The following is a 17,767-nucleotide window of genomic DNA, read 5'->3' on the forward strand; positions in this document are numbered from 1 at the left end:
ATTTTGCCGGACTTTGGGCGAAACTTCACATCCTGGCCACAAGGAGACCGGACCATGAGCGTCATACGCGAACTGATCACCAACATGGGGCATTCCAGCGAACAGGCTTTCTACGGCGTTCCGGCCATCTACATCTACATGGCGATCATCGTGGCCGTGGCCTTCTACCGCATCCGCCAGTTCAGCCAGGAAGACCACCACTAGTCGCAACGCCCCGCACCGTATTTTTTTGACCGGCCCGGGGGGGATGGCCCCTCCGGGACGGTTTTTTGCTGCGCCCGCTTGCCGCGTCAGTTTGTCCCCATGTCCACGCACGATGTCCGGTTGCGCCGTGCGGCCTGCCACGCCCCCGGCAATGCTCTACCCGATGCCGGGGCATGACGCCAGCATCATCAGGCACATCCGGCCCGAGGGTTGCGGCTCTGTGCTGCGGCGTCCGTGCTGCGGGCGTACGCGTCCGGGCATCCTGAAATACCCAAGGGCGATGCCTTGCGGGGGTGCGCCATGACGCCGCCCCGCGCTTCACAACCGTCCCCGGCTTTGGCATGATCCGCGCCCGGCCAGGGCCGTTTTCGGCCCCGCCGCAAAGGATTCAGCCATGCCCGCTCCCCATACCCTGTCCGGCGTCGCCGCCGCCCTGTTCGCCTTCGTCTCCTGGGGGCTTTTGCCCATCTACTGGAAGTCCCTGGCCGACGTTGCCCCGGTGGAGATTCTGTGCCACCGCCTGGTGTGGTCGCTGCTGGCGGCCGGGGCGGCTTTGGTGGTCATGGGTCGGCTTGGCGAGGCGCGCCGGGTGTTGTCCCGCCGCCGGGATGTGCTGCTCATGGCCTCCTGCGGCCTGCTTTTGGGCGTCAACTGGCTGCTTTTTATCCAGGCGGTCAATTCCGGGCATGTGGTGGAGGCCAGCCTGGGCTATTTCATCAACCCCCTGGTGAACATGGTGCTTGGGGCGATTTTTTTTCGGGAGCGGTTAAGCCGCCTCCAGGCCCTGGCCGTGGCCCTGGCCGTGATCGGGGTGGGCATAAGCGTCGTGGCCCACGGTCGGCTGCCGTGGATCGCCCTGGCCCTGGCCGGAACCTTCGGGGTCTACGGGCTCCTGCGCAAGCTGATGCGGGTGGAGTCCCTGCCCGGGCTGTTTTTTGAGACGGCGGTGCTGGGCGTTCCGGCCGGGTTCTACCTGTGGGGGCTTTGGCAGGATGGACGCGGGGCGTTTCTGCATCTGGGGCAGGCCACGGATGTGCTTTTGCTGTGCGCGGGTGTGGTCACGGCGGCCCCGCTTCTGGCCTTCGCCTTTGCGGCCCGGCGGCTGCGCCTGACCAGCCTGGGCATTTTGCAATACATCGCGCCCACCTGCATGTTCCTGCTCGGGGTTCTGGTCTACGGCGAGCCCTTCGACCCGGCCCGGGCGGCGACTTTTTGCTGCATCTGGGCCGGGGTCGCGGTCTACACCGTGGATGCGGTCCTCACCCTGCGCCGGATTCCGGGAGGCAAGGCCTAGGCCCTGGCTTACTGGTCGCCCAGCAGAAGCGGCGCTATCGCCGGGACGGCCCCCGTTGAGCCCGGCAGGGGCACGTACCAGACCCCCCGGCCGTGGGTGAAGGCGAAAAGCTGTCCGCTTTGCGCGTCGCGCACCAGGGATTCCGTAATCACGTTGGCGAAGCCGGTATTCTCCACCGCCCAGGACAAGCCGCCGTTGGTGGTCACGAAGACCCCCACATCCGTGCCCACGTACAGCCGCGAGGGGACGTCCGGGTCCACGACCACGGAGAAGGTCGGCACGTCGGGCAGCCCCGACGCCCCGGACCCGGAGATGTCGACCCAGGTCGCTCCACCGTCTTCGGACTTGAGCACGTGGTGCTGCCCGAAATTGGAGCAGGTGGCGTAGATGGTCTGGGTGTCGGTGAGGTCGAAGGCCAGGGAGGAGATGTTCCCGGTGACCGGCTGGGCCGAGGGCCACACGGTGGCCGCAGTTGCCGAAAGGGCCGCCGTGCCCACCAGGATGTAGCCGTTGGTCTTGCCGATGGCCACCAGGTTCGAATTGCCCGGGGCCACGGCCATGGCGCTTATGGAGGAGTCGCCCGCCAGAAGCGCCCCGGCCTGGGTCCAATTTGTCGCGCCGTTTACGGTCCGCCAGGGGAGCTTGTTGCCGGTCCACAGGATGTCCGGATTTCCCGGGTCCATGACGAACACGGTGATGAAGGGGAAGTCTGCGGCCTTTTCGGTGATGCCGCTTACGCAGTTTTCGTAGTTGACCCCGCCATCCGTGAAACGGACCATGGAGAGGTTGGTGAATTCGCCGTAGAGGATGTCCGTGTCGGCAGGATTGACGGCCACGGCCCCGCCGTCGCCGCCCAGAAGCGTGGTCCAGGCGTTGGGACCGGCGGCCGTGGTTCCCCGGGTGGTGCCGTTGTCCTGGGCCCCGCCGAAAAACGTATTCCCGCCGGGATAGACCGCGCCGTAGTAGTACTGGGTCACGGACAGGCCGTTGTTGAGGCTGGTCCAGGCCACCTGGGGTGGATTCGTGGTGTCGCAGACCGTCTGGGTGACGGCCGCCCGGGCGTTGGCGGTCACGGCCAGCCCGCCGTCGTGGCCGCTGTAGAGGGTCTGGTTGGCGCTTCCGTCGTAGGCGGGGTGGAACGCCAGGACGTGATGGTCGGCGTGGTTGTAATAGGGGCGGCTGGTCTCGGTCCACCAGTAGGAGGCCATGCCCCAGGTCTGGCCGCCGTCGTCCGAACGGAAGAGGTCGATGCCCCCGGCCCAGACGATGTCCGGATCCTTGGGGTCCACGGCGATGACGTTGTCGTACCAGCCCTGGTTGGAGAAGTTTTCCGCCTTGGTGGTGCAGGGGCACATGGCGCTTTGCGGGTTGGTCAGGAGCATGTCGGCCGGGACGGTGCAGTCGTTGGTGTTGGTGTAGACCGCGTTCCAGGTCGTGCCGCCGTCTGTGGACTTGAGCACGGCCAGAAGCCCGTTGGTGTAGAGATAGTCCTTGGTCTTGTTGTTGTTCGAGGCCAGGGCGTAGATGACGTCGGGATCGGACGGGGCGATGGCCAGGGAGGTGCGGTCCATGTAGGCCTGGGTGTAGACCTGGGGCCACGTCTGGCCGTTGTCGGCGCTGCGCAGGATGTAGGCCGTGGGCGAGGTGGTCCACAGGCCGCAGGCGGCGAACACCCGGTCGGTCCCGGCGTTGTCGCTCACGGCCAGATCGGTGCAGCCGCTGATGGTCGAGGCGTCGTGGACCTGGGTCCAGGTGGTCCCGGCGTCGGCGGACAGATAGATGCCCTTGCGGGTGGCGGCGTAGACCCGGTTCGAGTCGTTGGGGCTGATCACGATGTCGTTGACGTAATAAAACGCCTCCGTGGCCGTGGCGGACAGCTGCGTCCAACCGGCCCCGGCATTGGTGGTCTTGAAGATGCCCGCGCCGCGCACGGCGTCGGAATTGCCGAAGCCCTCGCCGGTCCCGGCGTAGAGGACGTTTGAGTTGCCCGGGTCCATGGCCAGGGAGCACACGGCCAGATTGGGCAGCAGATCGGTCAGGGGGGTCCAGGTGGTTCCCGAATTGACGGTCTTCCAGACGCCGCCGGCCACGCCTCCGGCGTACATGGTGGCGGGCGCGCCCGGGTCGATGACCAGGGAGCGGATCCGGCCGCCCACGTTGCCGGGACCGACTGCGGTCCACCGGCCCAGCACCCCTTCGCGGGAATTCAGGAAGTCGCCCTTTCTGCCCGCCGGGATGAGCCTGTCCAGGCGCGTGGAATAGATGTCCATGCCTTTCATATGCTCGAGGGCGGCGACGTAGCGCTCGGAGGGGATGGCCTTTTCCCCCACAGGGGCGCGCTTTTCGGCGAAAAAGACCATGGCCTCCTTGGGCTTGTCGAAACGCTTCTTGGGCTTGGCGCGCTTTTTGGCCAAAAGCCTAGCCAGCCGCTCCGTGTCGCTTTCCGCTTTTTTTTGGGCAAGTTGCGGGGCGTTTTGCAGGGAGTTGGAGGGGGGCTGGTCGCTGCCGCACCCGAAAAGGGAGACGGACACGAGAAGGATCAGAAGCACGCCGACGGGCAGCGGCGTGATACGCGCCGCGTTGCGTAGAAAAAGCGGCATGGTCATACGGTGGCTCCGGGAAAGAGGGTTTGTTGCCGCCAGGGATGCAAGGCCTTATTCAGGCGTGTCCTCCGGGAGTCCGGGGCGTCAGGGCCGCAGACATGGCGCCGTCCCGCGACGCCGTGGAGGACACGATGCCCGTGCCTCCAGATTCGTCTGTCGCCGACCGGCGACAGGTTCTCATTGTCAGCAGCCCGGTTGTCCGGGGCGGCCGCAGCAGGTGCGCATGGAAAAGATCTTGCGCAGGGTGTTGGCGATCACCAATCGGACCTTGGCCCCAAACCTTCCGGGCCGGGTCAGGTTTTCCAGAAAACGGTCCAGGCGTGGGCGGGGTGTCTGGCACATGGCGTTTTTCCCTGCGGCCTGGGCGTGGCCGCATTTTTTCCACCAGCCGTTCGCTGGAGGAGGTGCGAAGCCCGTCCCGCCTCAGCCCGACAGGTCCGAGGTGCAGTGGCCGCACTTGATGGCCGCCAGGGGGATGGCCGACCGGCAGAAGGGGCATTCCTTGGTGGTCGGCGCGGCCTTGGGCGCGGCGCGCAGCCGGTTGACCACCTTGACCAGGAAAAACACGGCCAGGGAGACGATGAGGAAGTCGATGACGGTGTTGATGAACACGCCGTAGTTGACGGTGGCCAGCCCCAGGTTCTTGGCCTCGGCCAGGGATGCGGCGGGCGTGTCCGAGAGATTCACGAACAGGTTGCTGAAATCGATGTTGCCCATGATCCGGCCGATGGGCGGCATGAGCATGTCGGATACCAAAGACGACACTACCTTGCCGAAGGCCGCGCCCATGATCAACCCCACGGCCAGATCGACCACGTTCCCCCGGGCCGCGAACTCCTTGAACTCCTGGATGATGCGCATGATTTCCCCCGCGTCGTTTTCCGATACGGCCCGCCGTTTCGGGCCGCCCTGTCGCCGCGACGACTTCCTGCGGCGTTAGTCCCCCAGAAGCAGGCTGTTGACGGCCGGGACCGAGCCCGGCGTGTCGGCTGGAGCGGTATAGGTCAGATAGGCCACTGAACAGGCCACCCGGGCGGAGGTGTACTTGATGCGCATGTAGCCGCCCTCGCCCCAGTCGGTGGAGCCCCAGCTGTTGCGCAGGATCCAGTAGCCGTTGTTTTCTGCATCCCCGTTGTCGTCCCAGCCCACCAGGGCCACGGCGTGGTTGGTGGTGGTGTAGGCGCAGGGGGAGCCGGGGCAGGTGGTCAGGGTGTCTTCATAGATGCCGCCGGAATAGGCGTCGAAGGCGGAATCGGCGTAGACGGCCACGTCCACCACGCCATAGGTCATGATGGCGGTCTTGATGGCGTCGATGTCGTTGCAGCCGCAGCGGCCCCAGGAATCGAACTTGACCACGGGGTCGCTCATATGGGTGCAACTGCCTGGGTCGCTCGGCGTATACGGAAAGTTGGCCTCCCAGGTGACGCCCTCCACGGTCAGGGCCAAAAGCTCCGCATAGTCGTAGTCTGCGCCGCTGCAACCGGCAAAGTGATCGTAATACGGGCCGTATTCGCCCAGGCACCAGGCGATGAAGGACTCGGAGAAGTCGGCCACGTTGGCGTCATAGCGGCCCATGGCCACGTTGTAGACGCCTTCGGCTGCGGCCACGGCCCCGAAGGCGTAGCAGGATCCGCAACTGCCCTGGTTCTTGATCGGCCCGATGTAGGAATGCCCGTTGTAGCTGCGCCAGTCAAAGGATGTCGGCAGGGCCTTTTTGGGCAGGGCGCTGACGGAGCTTGCCGCCAGACGGGAGTTTTCGGCGGGCGGCAGGGAGGCCCGGCGGCTGCGGTATGTGCTCCGCTCGGCCGGGGGGAGGTTGAAGATCGGATTGGGGGCCACGGTGAACTGGTAGCCATTGTGGCGGATTTTTTCCCGGATCTCGTCGATGGTGTCATCGGCGTCGAACGGGATCGGCTCCGCCCACGCATTCCGCTGGGCGGCCAGAAACACGACACAGACCATGGCGGCATAGGCAAACAGCCGTCGTATCATACGCCCCCCCCAACCGTTTTTGCGAGTGAGATCCTTCCGCCTTGAGGCAAAAGAGAAAGCCCGGGGAAGCCCGGGCTTTCTCTTCGTTAATACCGGCGTTCCTGCTGGCTGCCGACGACGGTCCCGGCCACGGCCCCAAGTCCGCCGCCCAGAAGCGCCCCCACCCCGGCGTTGCCGCCGGCGATGGCGCTGATCCCGGCCCCGGCTGCCGCGCCAATCGCCGCGCCGCTTAAGGCCCCCTGCTGGGTGGGCGTCATCCTGGTGCAGGCCACAAACCCCAATGTCAGCACCATTACAGTGACAATGATGATATTTTTCACGGCTTTGCCCCCTTGGCCACCATGGTCGGCAGAATCAGTTCCTTCCACACGACATCCATGACCAGCGTGTCGCCCTTGTCCGGATGGGCGGCAAAATAGTCGTCGATCTTCCCTTCGACCTCGGTCCATTTCTTGTCCTTGAAGGCCAAAACCCATCCCTCGGTGAACTTCGAGGGATCGTCGGCCTCCTTGAGGTCGATGTGGTGCTCGATGGCCACCACGCTGCTGGCGCCGACCAGAAAGGCCAGTTTTTCCTGGTGGGTGGATTTCATCCACACCACGCCGGTGATTTCCGGCATGGCCGGTTCGGCGGCAAAAAGCCCCCCGGCCGTGAACACAAAGAGTCCGACGGCGACGATAAGCGCCGTGACGCTGCGACATCCTTTCATGGCACCTCCTGCATTTTTTGTTCCCCGGCCTTGCTTCGCCGATTGGCGAGGGGCTGGGAACGCGGGCAATCCGTCCGGGCTGCCCGCAATTCATACATCATGCAAGAAAGTAGCATTGCCGCGCGGGAATGACAACGGTTCTCGTTTCGTTGAGGCGACAGAGGGGTTACGCCTCCGGGGCCGTTGCGGCTATGGGGGAGGGACCGTCCGCGAGCCCGGCCAGGGCGTGCTCCAGTTCGGCGGCCATGCCCGCGAGTTCGGCCAGGGGGGTCTGCGACCGCAGGGCGGTCTCCAGGCGTGCGGCGGCCCGGCTGCAGGCCATGGCCCCGATGGTGGCCGCCGTGCTTTTGATGTTGTGGACGCAACGGAAGGCTGCCGGGGCGTCCCCGGCGGTCATGCACTCCCGCAGCCGCGTGGCGCTGGCCTGGAGCTCCCGCAGGCAGATGGGCAGGACGATGTCGTAGTCGTCGCGGCTTAAGCCCAGTCGGCGGCGGGCCGCCTCATGGAGCAAAACCCCGTCCTGGACCGTGCCGCGATTATCCGCGCCGGGGGCGTCTTCCCGGGCGAAGCGGCGCAAAAATCCGGCCAACTCGTAAAAATTCACGGGCTTGAGCACAAAACCGTCCATGCCCGCCTCTCGGCTGATGCGCTCGGCATCAGGGCGGGAATGGGCGGTCATGGCCACCAGGGGGATGTCCCGGGGACATCCCGGCCGACCGCCCTGACGGATGGTTCGCGCCAATTCCGGGCCGCTCGTCCCCGGCATTTCCACATCCAGAAGCACCACATCGAAGGGTTCCCGGGACAGGAGCGCCAGGGCTTTTTCGCCTGAGGACACGGCCCTGGCGAAGGCCCCCAGGCGTGTGAGGTGCAGCAGGCTGACCTTGCAGTTGAGGGGGTCATCGTCCACCACCAGAACCCGCAGGGTCTTTTCCGAGAAAACCGGTGACTCGTCATCCGGGGCCGGATCAGGGGGGATGGCCGCCTCCTCCCCGGGGGGCAGATGGGCCGTCAGGGTGAAGACGCTGCCCTGCCCCGGCCGGGAGTCCGCCCGGATGCCCCCGCCCATGCAGTGCGCAAGATGGGCCGCGATGCACAATCCCAGTCCCGTGCCGCCGAATCGGCGTCCGATGTCGGCATCGGCCTGGCCGTATTCCGTGAAGATGCGGCCACGTTTCTCGGGGCTGATGCCGATGCCCGTGTCATGTATGGCGAAGGCCACCATGTCCGGCCCGGCCGACGGATCGGGGGCGACGGCAAGGCGCACCTCGCCCGATGGGGTGAATTTGACGGCGTTGCCCAGCAGGTTGATGAGCACCTGGCGCAACCGCCTGGAATCGCCCCGGACCACCCGGGGGGTGGCGGGATCGATGTCTACGCCAAAGGCCAGGCCTTTTTGCCGGGCGTTGGTCTCGAAGATCGCCCCGGTGGTCGCGATGAGTCGGGTGAGATCGAAATCGCCTTCGTCGAGGGTGAACTTTTCGGCCTCGATGCTTGAGATGTCCAGGATGTCGTTGATCACCGCCAGCAGATGCCGTCCGGAATCCCGGATGGTTCCCAATCCCTCGCGGACATCCGGCGTGGGGCGTGAGCCCAGAAGATAGTCGGCAAGCCCTAAAATGGCGTTGAGCGGGGTGCGCAGCTCGTGGCTGGTCCTGGCCAGGAACCGGCTTTTGGCCTGGCTCCCGGCCTCGGCCACCTCGCGTTCGCGGCGCAGCATGTAGACCCGTTCAGCCATGGCGATGGTCAAAAGCAGGGCGGCCAGGGCCGATGTGGCCTGGAAGGCGTGGAAGGCGACGGCAGAAGCGGGCAGAAGGCCCAGGTAGGAGGCCAGTCCCACCGCCCCGCCCACGGCCCAGACCACCCAGGCCAGGGAGAAAAAGACCATGGCCTTGCCGCCGCGTCGGCGGCAGGCATAGGTCGCGCCGAGGGCCAGAAAAGGCCCCAGGGTGACCAGGGCGGCCTCCAGGTCGGCCACGCTATGGGACGAAAAAAACATCGCTCCCAGGCCGCAGACGGCGCAGAGCGACCCATGGGCCAGAAGCGTCGCGTCAAAGCGTCTGGATCGTTCCCGGGTCTTGAGAAAGGCCCTGGCCAGCATGGCCGTGGTCAGCCCGACAAGGCCGAGCATCCCGCTCCCCCAGGCCCAGGACACGGCAAGCGACCGGCTGCCGAGGATGTCGAGCAAAAAGCCGTTGGCCGAAACGAAAAAACCCAGTTCCGCCAGGGAATAGGCCGTCAGCCAGAGGTAGCCCGACTCGCGCAGGGTGACCAGCATGGACAGGTTGAGAATCACCAGGGTGAACACGATGCCGTAATAGATCCCGAAAAAGACCATGCTCGATTGCTGGTGGGCCGTCATGGACTCGTGGCTGCGCAGGACCAGGGGAAAACGCAATCCGTCGCCCTGCACCCGCAGAAACAGGGCAGCGGGCCATTGGCCCGGGGGAAAGTCCAGGGCGAAGGAGAAGGGGGTCGCGAAGGCGTATTCGGGACCGAGCCTGCCGTCCTTCACGAGCCGCAGGCTGCGCCATCCGGCCGGGTCTCCGTCGCCGGAGGAGGGCATGGCGGTGCGGTGGAACAGGGTGAGTTCGACAATGGCGTCCGCATCCCACAGCCGGGGCCAGCCCAGGCTCAGATACGTCGTGCCCACGGAGCGTCGCAGCGTCCCGTCAAGGGGGATTTTGATCCAGGCGGCTGCCGTGCCGGGATCAAACGTCACCGTAGTGCCGCCTACCGGGGAGAAGGCCTCGGGCGGCAGGGCCGCCACCCGGACGATGTCCATGACGCCATCCGGGTCCGTCAGGACCATGGCGGTTGCGGCAAGATCCGTTTCGCAGGCATCGGGGGTTGTATCTGCGGGGCTGTCCGGCGGGAAACACAAGACTGTGGCGGCCATGCCGCACACAAGCACAAGCGTGAGGGCAAGGCGCAGGGCGTGGTGAGTCATGCTTGCCGCTGGAATGGAAGTCACGGGGTGAAGATGACCCCTAAATTTTTTAGAAGATTAGCCATTTTCTCCGGCCCCGTCAATTTCGGCGCCGCCGGGGCGCGCCTTTCGCGGCAACGCCAAGACAAAACGGCCGGGACACGGCGGACGCCGGTTCCCGGCCGGGCAACGGAAAAATCCAGTCGTCGGCGCCAGGGATGCCGGGCTACAACCCGTGGCCGCACTCGTGGCCGTGGTGCTGGCACAGTTCGTCGCGGTCGGCGAGATTTCCCGCCAGATAGGCGGCCAGGGCCTCTTCCACCGGGCCGGAGGCCCCGCGAAAGACCTGGATGCCGTTTTGCCGCAGGCGCATGACCGCGCCCTCGCCCATGTTTCCGGCCACCAGCACCGACACGCCCATGGACAGAAGCGTGGGGATCAGGTCGGATTTGCAGCCGCACTGGGGCGGCGGGGTGAAGGACTCGCGGGAGATAATGGTCTTGGCGTCGTCCACGGTGGCGATGGTAAAGGACTCGCAGTGGCCGAAATGTTCGTCCACCAGGCCGCCCTTGGTCGGAACAGCGATTTTTGTCATAAAAGACCTCCAACAAATGATGTGCCGGGGGTGTAGCCCATTGCCGGAAAAACCGCCAGCCACGGCAGGGGGATTCCTCCGGCCGGAGAGGGTCAGAAGGTGATGCGCGCCGTGGTGGTGAGGGTCGTCTTGCCCCGGCTGGCCGGACCCGTGACCAGGCACCACAGGGCCGCAGCCTCGGTATAGGGATCCTCGGCGGACATGCCGTCCACGGGGAGGATCACCGAAAGACCGCGCTGGGCCGCGCCCGTGGCCGTATGCAGCACGGCCCCGTGGGCCGCCGTGCCCGTGACCACCACCGTGGTCACGCCGCGCTCGGCCAGGGCCTTTTCCAGGTCCGTGCCCAGGAATTTGTCCACGCTGGCGGCCACCACCGGGTCGGCGGAGGTGCGCCCCATGCTTTCGAAAATGTCCTCGGGCCTGCCCGTGCGGGTCAGGCTGTAGAGGATGGGGACGCCCGCCGCCCTGGCCCTGGCCGCCAGGGCGGACACGGCCGCGACCGTATCCAGGCAGCGCGGGCGGCGTTCGGCGTTGCAGGTCTGGGGCTGCATGTCCAGGATCAGGAGGGCCGTTTTCCCCTTGGGCGGGGATGCGTCCTCCAGGACCGGCGCAGGCGGCGGGGCGATTCCCGACCACAGGTCCACCACCGTCTCCCCGGCCCGGGCCGCATGCGTGGTCATGCTAAGCGCCACAAGCGCCGCCGCAAGACACATCGCCAGAGGGTGCAGGCTGCAACGTGGTCTCGTCCCATCCATGTTCCGCTCCTTTTGGTCATGACCCTTCGGCCTTCAGAATCGAGGCCAGTATCGTATGCAGATCGTCCATCTCGAAGGGCTTGGCCAGATAGGCGTTCATCCCGGCGGCCAAAAACGTCTCCCGGTCCCCGGTCATGGCGTAGGCCGTCAGCGCCACGATGGGGATGTCCGCCGCAGCCGCGAAACCCGGTTCGGTGCGGATGCGCCGGGTGGCCTCCACCCCGTCCAGAACCGGCATCTGCACGTCCATGAGGATGAGGTCGAAATCCTCCCGGGTCAAGGCCTCCAGGGCCTCCTGACCGTTTTGCGCGCCACTGGCCAGGTAGCCCATCTTCTCCAACATGCGCACAAGGCCCTTCCGGCTGACCGGGTCGTCCTCGGCCACCAGGATGCGGCGTATCCCGGCGGCGGGGGCGAAGGCCGCAGCCCTTCCGGCGGCCGCCGCCTGCAAAGCGGAGTCGACACGCCGACATTCCACGGCGCAATACAGCGTCGTGCCGGCCCCGGGTTCGCTCTCCACGCAGACCGAACCGTTCATGGCCAGGGCCAGACGGCGCACGATGGACAGCCCCAGCCCCGCCCCCTGGTGCCTGCGGGTGTAGGCGCCTTCGACCTGGGTGAAGGTCTCGAAAATGCGTTCCATCTGGTCGTCGGCGATGCCCACCCCTGTATCTTCGACCATGAAAAGCAGGGTGGCCAGCCCCGGCGTACGCCCGGGCAGCACCGAGGTCTCGACCCGGATATGCCCGGCCTCGGTATATTTCACGGCGTTCCCGGCCAGGTTGACGAGGATCTGCCGGATGCGCAGTTCGTCGCCGCGCAGACGGCTGTCGCCCTGGGCGGCGCGTATCTCCAGGGCCAGCCCCCGTTCCCGGCAGGCCGGGGCGATGGCCTCGCGCACCCCGGCCAGCAGGTCGTCCAGGGCGAATTCGGCCTGGGTGATGGTCAGCTTTCCGGCCTCGATGCGCGACAGGTCCAGGATGTCGGATAAAAGGGCCGTGAGGCGCTGTCCGGACTTGACGGCCATGGCGATGTACTCGTTTTGCTCCCCGGTCGGCTTGGTCAGGGTGAGCAACTGGAGCATGCCCAGGATGCCGTTTAACGGCGTGCGGATCTCATGGCTCATGTTGGCCAGGAATTCGCTTTTGGAGCGGTTGGCGGCGTCGGCCTGGAGCTTGGCCGCCACCAGGGACTCCTCGGCGGCCTTGCGCGCGGTGACGTCCATGGCCATGGTGATGATCCCGGACTGGCCGTCGGGCATGGCCCCAAGCGGGGCGCAGGCCACCTCCCAGAACTGGTCGGTCCCGTCCTTGCAGAGGATGCGGCACTGGATCGTGCGTCCGGGCTCGGACGGGCAGGGGGGAAATCCCGCCAGCCCCGTAAGGGAGGGGTCGGCGCAGGTCACCCTGGTGGCAAAGGCGTCGAGGTGCGGCAGATCGGCCAGGCTGTAGCCGCTTTGCGCGGTGAAGGCCCGGTTGACGCTGTACACCTGGCCGGATTCGGCGTGGATCATGATGGGGAAGGGGGCCTCGCGCACGGCCGTGCGAAAGCGTTCCTCGCTGTGGCGCATCTCCTCCCGGGCGGCGTATTGGGCGGTGACGTCGGAAAAAACCAGCACCACCCCGACCACGGCCCCGGTGTCGTCATGGATGGGCGCGGCGCTGTCCGCGATCTGGTGTTCCCGGCCGTCACGGGACAGAAGCGAGGTGTGGTTGGCCAGGCCGATCACCTCGCCGGAACGCATGACCCGGTCCACGATGCCGGGGCAGGGCTTACGGGAGAGGGTGTCCACGATGGCGAACACCTCTTCCAGGGGCTTCCCTGCGGCCTGGTCCGCAGGCCATCCCGTGAGCCGCTCGGCCGTGGGGTTCATGCGGGTGATGCGGCCCTGCGCGTCCGTGGCCATGACCGCGTCCCCGATGGAGCGCAGGGTTACGGCCAGGTCTTCCCGGCTTTTCCGCAGGGCCTCCTGAGCGGTCTTGAGGCTTGAGATGTCGGCATGGGTGCCGATCATGCGCTGTGTCTGGCCCGTGTCGTCCCGGGCCACGATCCTGCCCCGGTCGAGTATCCACTTGTAGGAGCCGTCCTTGCAACGCATGCGAAATTCCGCCGTATAATCGGGTGTTTCCCCCCGGATGTGCGCGGTCAGCCGACCCTCGGCCATGGCCAGGTCGTCGGGATGCACCAGGTTTTGCCACGTCTCGTAGGTGTCGGGCAACTCGGCCGGGGCAAAGCCCAGCATCTCCTTCCAACGCCGGGACAGGTTGACGGCCCCGGTCTGCACGTCCCAGTCCCACACGCCGTCGCCAGCGCCTTCCAGGGCATATTGCCAACGGGCTTCGCTTTCCCGCAAAAGCGCCTCGTTTTTGCGGCGAGTCCTGCCCGTGGCCCCGATAAAAGCCGCCAGCAGCAGCAGGAAACAGATCCAGGAGACAAGCAGCGAGGTGGTGAAGGCGTCCTGCCTGGCGGCCAACGCCGCGAAACGCGCCCGGGCTCCACGCTCCAACTCATCGCCCAGGCCCTCCAGGGCGGCGTAGATGCTGCGCAGCTCCAGGGCCAGGGCCGGGTCGGCGCGGCCCTCCGGGGTGGTGCGCCGGGCCGAGAGCCGCGCCATATCCGTGATCAGGGATTCAAAGCGGTGGAGATCGTCGTTAAGAACCGTCTGATCTCCCGCCATGCCGTCCCCGGCCGCGTTCAGGCTGGCCGCCACCTCCCGGATGCGCCGGGCGGCCTGTTCGAAAAAGGCGTCCCGGGCGGCCAGGGACACGCCCTCCTCCCCGGCCAGGCTCCGCTGGGTGGCCAGGGCGCCCTTGAGGGCCTCGATCCGGGCCCGTTGCAGATTTTCAATGACCGGCAGCGAGGTGTGGAAGCTTTCCCGCCTGGCGTCGCTGGCGAACCAGAACAGCGTCCCGGACAGGGCGGTGACCGCAATGACGGCGTAGAAGGAGACGTCGCCGGACAGCAGGGCCTCGCGTAGGGTGGATGCGATTTTTTTGAGGCTCACCAGTTCTTTCTCCTGCGCCCGGGCGCCGGATCAGGCGGGCCGGGTCTGGCGTTGCTGACGCGTGCGTGGGGGACGAAAGACTACGGCTGCGTGTCGCCAGGCATGTCCTGTGCGCTGAATCCAAAGGGGCCGATCAATTCCAGGTGCCTGGGGGAGCCGACAAAATCGGCCAGTACGCCGTTTATGCGCTCGCGTAGCGCTGTGTCGTCCTTGCGGAATCCAAAAGCCGCCTGCCCCTTGCCCTCCCGGCCGTTCGTGATGGGGCCGGTGAAGGGAGCGGCGGCCTGGCATGCGCCGTTCGTGCCCCGGGCCAGGAGGTTCACCGTGGGGGCGGACAGGGCCAGTCCGTCGGCCCGCCCGGCCGTGACGGCGGCCACCCCCGTGGCCGCGTCCGGAACCCGAAAGAGCTGCGCCCCGGGGATGCCCAGGCCCTTCAGATAGTCCTCTTCCACGGACCCGGCCAAAACGGCCAGGACCACGTCCGGTCGGCTGGCCGTTTCGTCGTAGGAAGACAGGCCCTTGGGGTTTCCGGCCCGGACCAGGAGGCCCTGGCCCACCTGGACCGTGGGCAGGGAAAAGTCGATGCGTTTGGCGCGCTCAGGCGTGGCGAACATCCCGGCCGCGATCATGTCGATGTCGTCCTCCTCAAGCCTGGGAATGAGGCTGGAAAAATCGGCCAGCACCCATTGTATGTCCGTGACGCCAAGCTGCGACAGCACGGCCCGGGCCGTTTCCGGGGCCTCGCCCGTGACCCGTCCCGAGGCGTCCCGGAAGGCGAAGGGATATTCCTCGGCGTAGCCCACGCGCAGGGTTTTGCCGGTCCAGGTCTTCTGTTCCTGCTCCGGGGCCATGAAGAGGATCGCCAGGGCGACGAGCAGTCCGACAATGGCCACGGCGGCCAGGGCGGCCAGGGTGGTGGGGCCGGGGCGTCTCATGGGGTCGGTTCCATGTCTTTCGAACAGCGGGATGTCGTGTCCGTCCCAGGGCGGATGCCGTTTGCGAAAAGAGCGATTCATTACACGATACCATGCAACGAGTCGTGGGGATAGCTTTTTTGGAACGGAATATGGGGGCAGGGGCGGGCGGCCCGACCCGGAGAATTTTGAAAGCCAAGGGCTAGGCCTCGCGGCCCGGCCCCTTGAACAGCGTCGCGTACGTCATGTCTGGAAAAGACGGCGTTTGATTCATGAAATCATCAGTTCAGCATGCCGCCTGCCTGGGCAGGCCCAAAGCCGCCGGGGGCGGCCCTCCCATTGCGTTCGGAAATAGCCGTTATGGTTTGGCGAAAAGCAACGCCTTGAGCTTAGGATTTTTCTTCACAAAATACATGCCTGTTTGTTTGTGGGCGCCGCACTAGCGCAGCGCCTTGGGACGCCTGCCTCCGGGCAGGGGCCGGGCCGTTCCGGCCTCGCCGCTCTCGGCCTGCATCTCTTCGATGAGTTGCGTGAGCTCCCGGGCCTGCCCGGCCATGTCGGTCACGGCCCCGGAGGCCTCGCGCATGGCCTGGGAGGTGTCCGTGGAGATGGCGTTGATCTCCTCAATGGACCGGTTGATCTCCTCGCTGGCCGAGGACTGCTGTTCCGAGGCCGTGGCGATGGAGCGCACCTGGTCGGCGGCCAGATCCACCAGATGCACGATCTCCTTCAGGGATTCCCCGGCCCGGGTGGCCAGTTCCGTGGCTTCTTCGATGGTGCGCACGGCCTGCTCCACGTTTTTGACGTTGGTCGTGGTGCCGGTCTGGATGCCCTGGATGGCCTCGCCCACTTCCTTGGTGGCGGTCATGGTTTTTTCGGCCAGCTTACGGACCTCGTCGGCCACCACGGCGAAGCCGCGCCCCGCATCCCCGGCCCGGGCGGCCTCGATGGCGGCGTTTAAGGCCAGAAGGTTGGTCTGGTCGGCGATGTCCGAGATGACGTTCATGATCCGGCCGATGCCCTCGGCCTGCTTGCCGAGGGTGTCCATGTCCTGCTTGAGGCCGAAGGCCTGGGTCCGGACCATGCCCACGCCGGAGACCACCCGGTCCACGACGACGGCCCCTTCCTCGGCCTTTTTCTTGGCCGCATCGGAGGTCTCGGCGGCCTGGGAGGCGTTTTTGGCCACCTCGAGCACCGTGGCGTTCATCTCCTCCATGGCCGTGGCCGTCTCGCCCACCCGCTGGGCTTGGTTTTCGGCCCCCCGGCTGGACTGGTCGATGCGCGCCGTGAGTTCCTCAGAGGCGGCGTTGACCACGCGGACCACGCCCTCCAGTTTCCCGGCGGCGTGCAGCATGCCCTCGGCCTTGGCCCGTTCGGCCGCTTCCTTGGCGGCCTGGGCCTCATCCATGGCCCGCTGCGCCTTTTCCGTCTCCTGGGCGGCCTTTTGCAGGGCCTTTTCCACCTCGCCGATTTTGTCCTTGAGGGCCGCCACCATGTTGCCCATGGAGATGGCCAGATCCCCGATCTCGTCATCGACCTTGACGTCAAGGGTGCTGGAATAGTCTCCGGCCTCGACCTTGCGGGCGAACGCCGCCAGCCGCAACACCGGCTTCGTGAACTTTTTGGAGGCGAAAAGGCCCACCCCGGCCAGAAGGGCCATGGCCGCAAGACAGACGTAGAGGATGTGCAGGAAGACGTTTTGCTGCGCAGCCGTGATCACGGACATGTCCTTGCCCAAAAAGAACATGCCCACGGCCTTGCCGTCGGCGTCGAAAAACGGCCAGTACACGGCCATGTACGGCTTTTTGAAAAGCGACAGACTGAGCACATGGATCTCTTTGCGGCCAAGCACGGCGTCCGTGACCGCCTTGTTGTCCATGGTGGTGCCCACGACCCGCTTGCCGTCGGCCATGATGGTGGTGGATTCGCGCACGTTGCCGTAAAAAATGGTGGTTTCCACGTCGAGGATCTTTTTCACCGAATCCACGAAGGCGTCGTCCTTGGAGACATTCATGCCCACCACGACGGCGCCGATGGTCTTGCCGTCTTTTTTCACCGGGGCCGTGGCCCGAAGCGAGATTTTGACCACCTTGCCGGGCTCGAAGGTGCTGCATGTGGAGCCGGCCAGGGCCTTTTGGACGCACTGCTGATTGGCGATGCTGTCGCCTGCGGCGTCGTCGTGGCCCCGGGACAACACGGTCCCCTTGTCGTCCACGAAGACGATGAAATCCGTCTGCCCGGTCTGCATCAGATCCTGGCCCAGCTTTTTGAGCAGGGCCGCATCCGCCGTGGCCACGCCGTTAATGACATTTGGCCGCACGGCCTGGGATTGGGCCAGCCCGGCGTAGTCTGCAAGCATGCGGTCCACCCGGTCCTGGACCACTTTTTGGTCTGAGCCGATGGCCTCAATGAACGATTTTTCGAAACCTTCGCCCACGGAATAGTACGACGCCACCAGGGCTGAGGCACCGCTCACCAGCACCGAGGCCACGACAAGGAAGACCAGTTTGAAGGAGATGTTGATGCGCACGTCGGTTCCCCCGCGCTTTCGAGGTTATGGGCCTTGACCACGCGTTTGCTTCAATGCGGATTGAGCCCGTCCATTTCAGACTCGTTGCATGAACGTGACGATTTGGCAACAGAAAAGGGATATTGTTACAAAAAGCGCGTTGTTGGAGTGAAATGGAGACAAAATAACGTTGTTGCGATGGCCGACACGGCGTTCCCCGCAGAGGGTGCGTCAGGCAGAGTGGGGATTAATTGATTTT

The 17,767-nt window shown here is 65.8% G+C and carries 14 protein-coding genes; 2 read left to right on the forward strand and 12 right to left on the reverse strand.

The window, feature by feature from the left end:
- Nucleotides 1–54: 54 nt before the first annotated feature.
- Both GD606_RS15245 and rarD read left to right on the forward strand, forming a co-directional pair.
- Nucleotides 55–204 carry a hypothetical protein gene (locus GD606_RS15245; protein WP_170304572.1) on the forward strand — a complete coding sequence of 50 codons (150 nt, stop codon included), beginning with the start codon at nucleotides 55–57 and terminating at the stop codon, nucleotides 202–204.
- A gap of 394 nt (nucleotides 205–598) precedes the next feature.
- Nucleotides 599–1,498, forward strand: a complete 900-nt coding sequence (gene rarD, locus GD606_RS15250; RefSeq protein WP_163301757.1) for an EamA family transporter RarD — start codon at nucleotides 599–601, stop codon at nucleotides 1,496–1,498.
- Between the two features lie 8 nt (nucleotides 1,499–1,506).
- On the opposite strand, the gene GD606_RS15255 is transcribed toward rarD, so the two are convergent.
- From GD606_RS15255 to GD606_RS15310, 12 genes are all read right to left on the reverse strand, one after another.
- Nucleotides 1,507–4,104, reverse strand: a complete 2,598-nt coding sequence (locus GD606_RS15255) for a WD40/YVTN/BNR-like repeat-containing protein (RefSeq protein WP_163301756.1) — start codon at nucleotides 4,102–4,104, stop codon at nucleotides 1,507–1,509.
- A gap of 180 nt (nucleotides 4,105–4,284) precedes the next feature.
- The gene (locus GD606_RS15260; RefSeq protein WP_163301755.1) at nucleotides 4,285–4,443 is read right to left on the reverse strand and encodes a hypothetical protein; all 159 of its coding nucleotides are present in this window, start codon (nucleotides 4,441–4,443) and stop codon (nucleotides 4,285–4,287) included.
- Nucleotides 4,444–4,524: 81 nt separating this feature from the next.
- Nucleotides 4,525–4,962: a large-conductance mechanosensitive channel protein MscL gene (gene mscL / locus GD606_RS15265; protein ID WP_163301754.1), complete on the reverse strand. Its 438-nt coding sequence runs from the start codon at nucleotides 4,960–4,962 to the stop codon at nucleotides 4,525–4,527.
- Nucleotides 4,963–5,037: 75 nt separating this feature from the next.
- Nucleotides 5,038–6,093, reverse strand: a complete 1,056-nt coding sequence (locus tag GD606_RS15270) for a C1 family peptidase (protein WP_163301753.1) — start codon at nucleotides 6,091–6,093, stop codon at nucleotides 5,038–5,040.
- A gap of 86 nt (nucleotides 6,094–6,179) precedes the next feature.
- Complete coding sequence (locus tag GD606_RS15275; protein ID WP_374190862.1) at nucleotides 6,180–6,413, reverse strand: YMGG-like glycine zipper-containing protein; 234 nt, start codon at nucleotides 6,411–6,413, stop codon at nucleotides 6,180–6,182.
- Nucleotides 6,410–6,802, reverse strand: a complete 393-nt coding sequence (locus GD606_RS15280) for a hypothetical protein (RefSeq protein WP_163301752.1) — start codon at nucleotides 6,800–6,802, stop codon at nucleotides 6,410–6,412. Before GD606_RS15280 ends, GD606_RS15275 begins: the two co-directional genes overlap by 4 nt.
- 166 nt (nucleotides 6,803–6,968) lie before the next feature.
- A complete protein-coding gene (locus GD606_RS15285; protein WP_163301751.1) occupies nucleotides 6,969–9,752 on the reverse strand; it encodes a 7TM diverse intracellular signaling domain-containing protein in 2,784 nt (927 codons plus the stop codon).
- 205 nt (nucleotides 9,753–9,957) lie between these two features.
- Nucleotides 9,958–10,326, reverse strand: coding sequence for a NifB/NifX family molybdenum-iron cluster-binding protein (locus GD606_RS15290; protein ID WP_163301750.1), 369 nt, complete (start codon nucleotides 10,324–10,326; stop codon nucleotides 9,958–9,960).
- Between the two features lie 92 nt (nucleotides 10,327–10,418).
- Complete coding sequence (locus tag GD606_RS15295; RefSeq protein ID WP_163301749.1) at nucleotides 10,419–11,081, reverse strand: isochorismatase family protein; 663 nt, start codon at nucleotides 11,079–11,081, stop codon at nucleotides 10,419–10,421.
- 16 nt (nucleotides 11,082–11,097) lie between these two features.
- On the reverse strand, nucleotides 11,098–14,085 hold the full coding sequence (locus GD606_RS15300) for a PAS domain-containing hybrid sensor histidine kinase/response regulator (RefSeq protein WP_163301748.1): 2,988 nt from the start codon (nucleotides 14,083–14,085) through the stop codon (nucleotides 11,098–11,100).
- An 80-nt stretch (nucleotides 14,086–14,165) separates the two neighbouring features.
- Complete coding sequence (gene ehuB / locus GD606_RS15305) at nucleotides 14,166–15,020, reverse strand: ectoine/hydroxyectoine ABC transporter substrate-binding protein EhuB (protein ID WP_163301747.1); 855 nt, start codon at nucleotides 15,018–15,020, stop codon at nucleotides 14,166–14,168.
- A 418-nt stretch (nucleotides 15,021–15,438) separates the two neighbouring features.
- Nucleotides 15,439–17,529 (reverse strand): methyl-accepting chemotaxis protein, encoded by a 2,091-nt coding sequence (locus GD606_RS15310; protein ID WP_163301746.1) that lies wholly within the window; start codon nucleotides 17,527–17,529, stop codon nucleotides 15,439–15,441.
- Nucleotides 17,530–17,767 lie beyond the last annotated feature (238 nt).

Source organism: Desulfolutivibrio sulfodismutans DSM 3696, from assembly GCF_013376455.1.
GTDB lineage: Bacteria > Desulfobacterota > Desulfovibrionia > Desulfovibrionales > Desulfovibrionaceae > Desulfolutivibrio > Desulfolutivibrio sulfodismutans.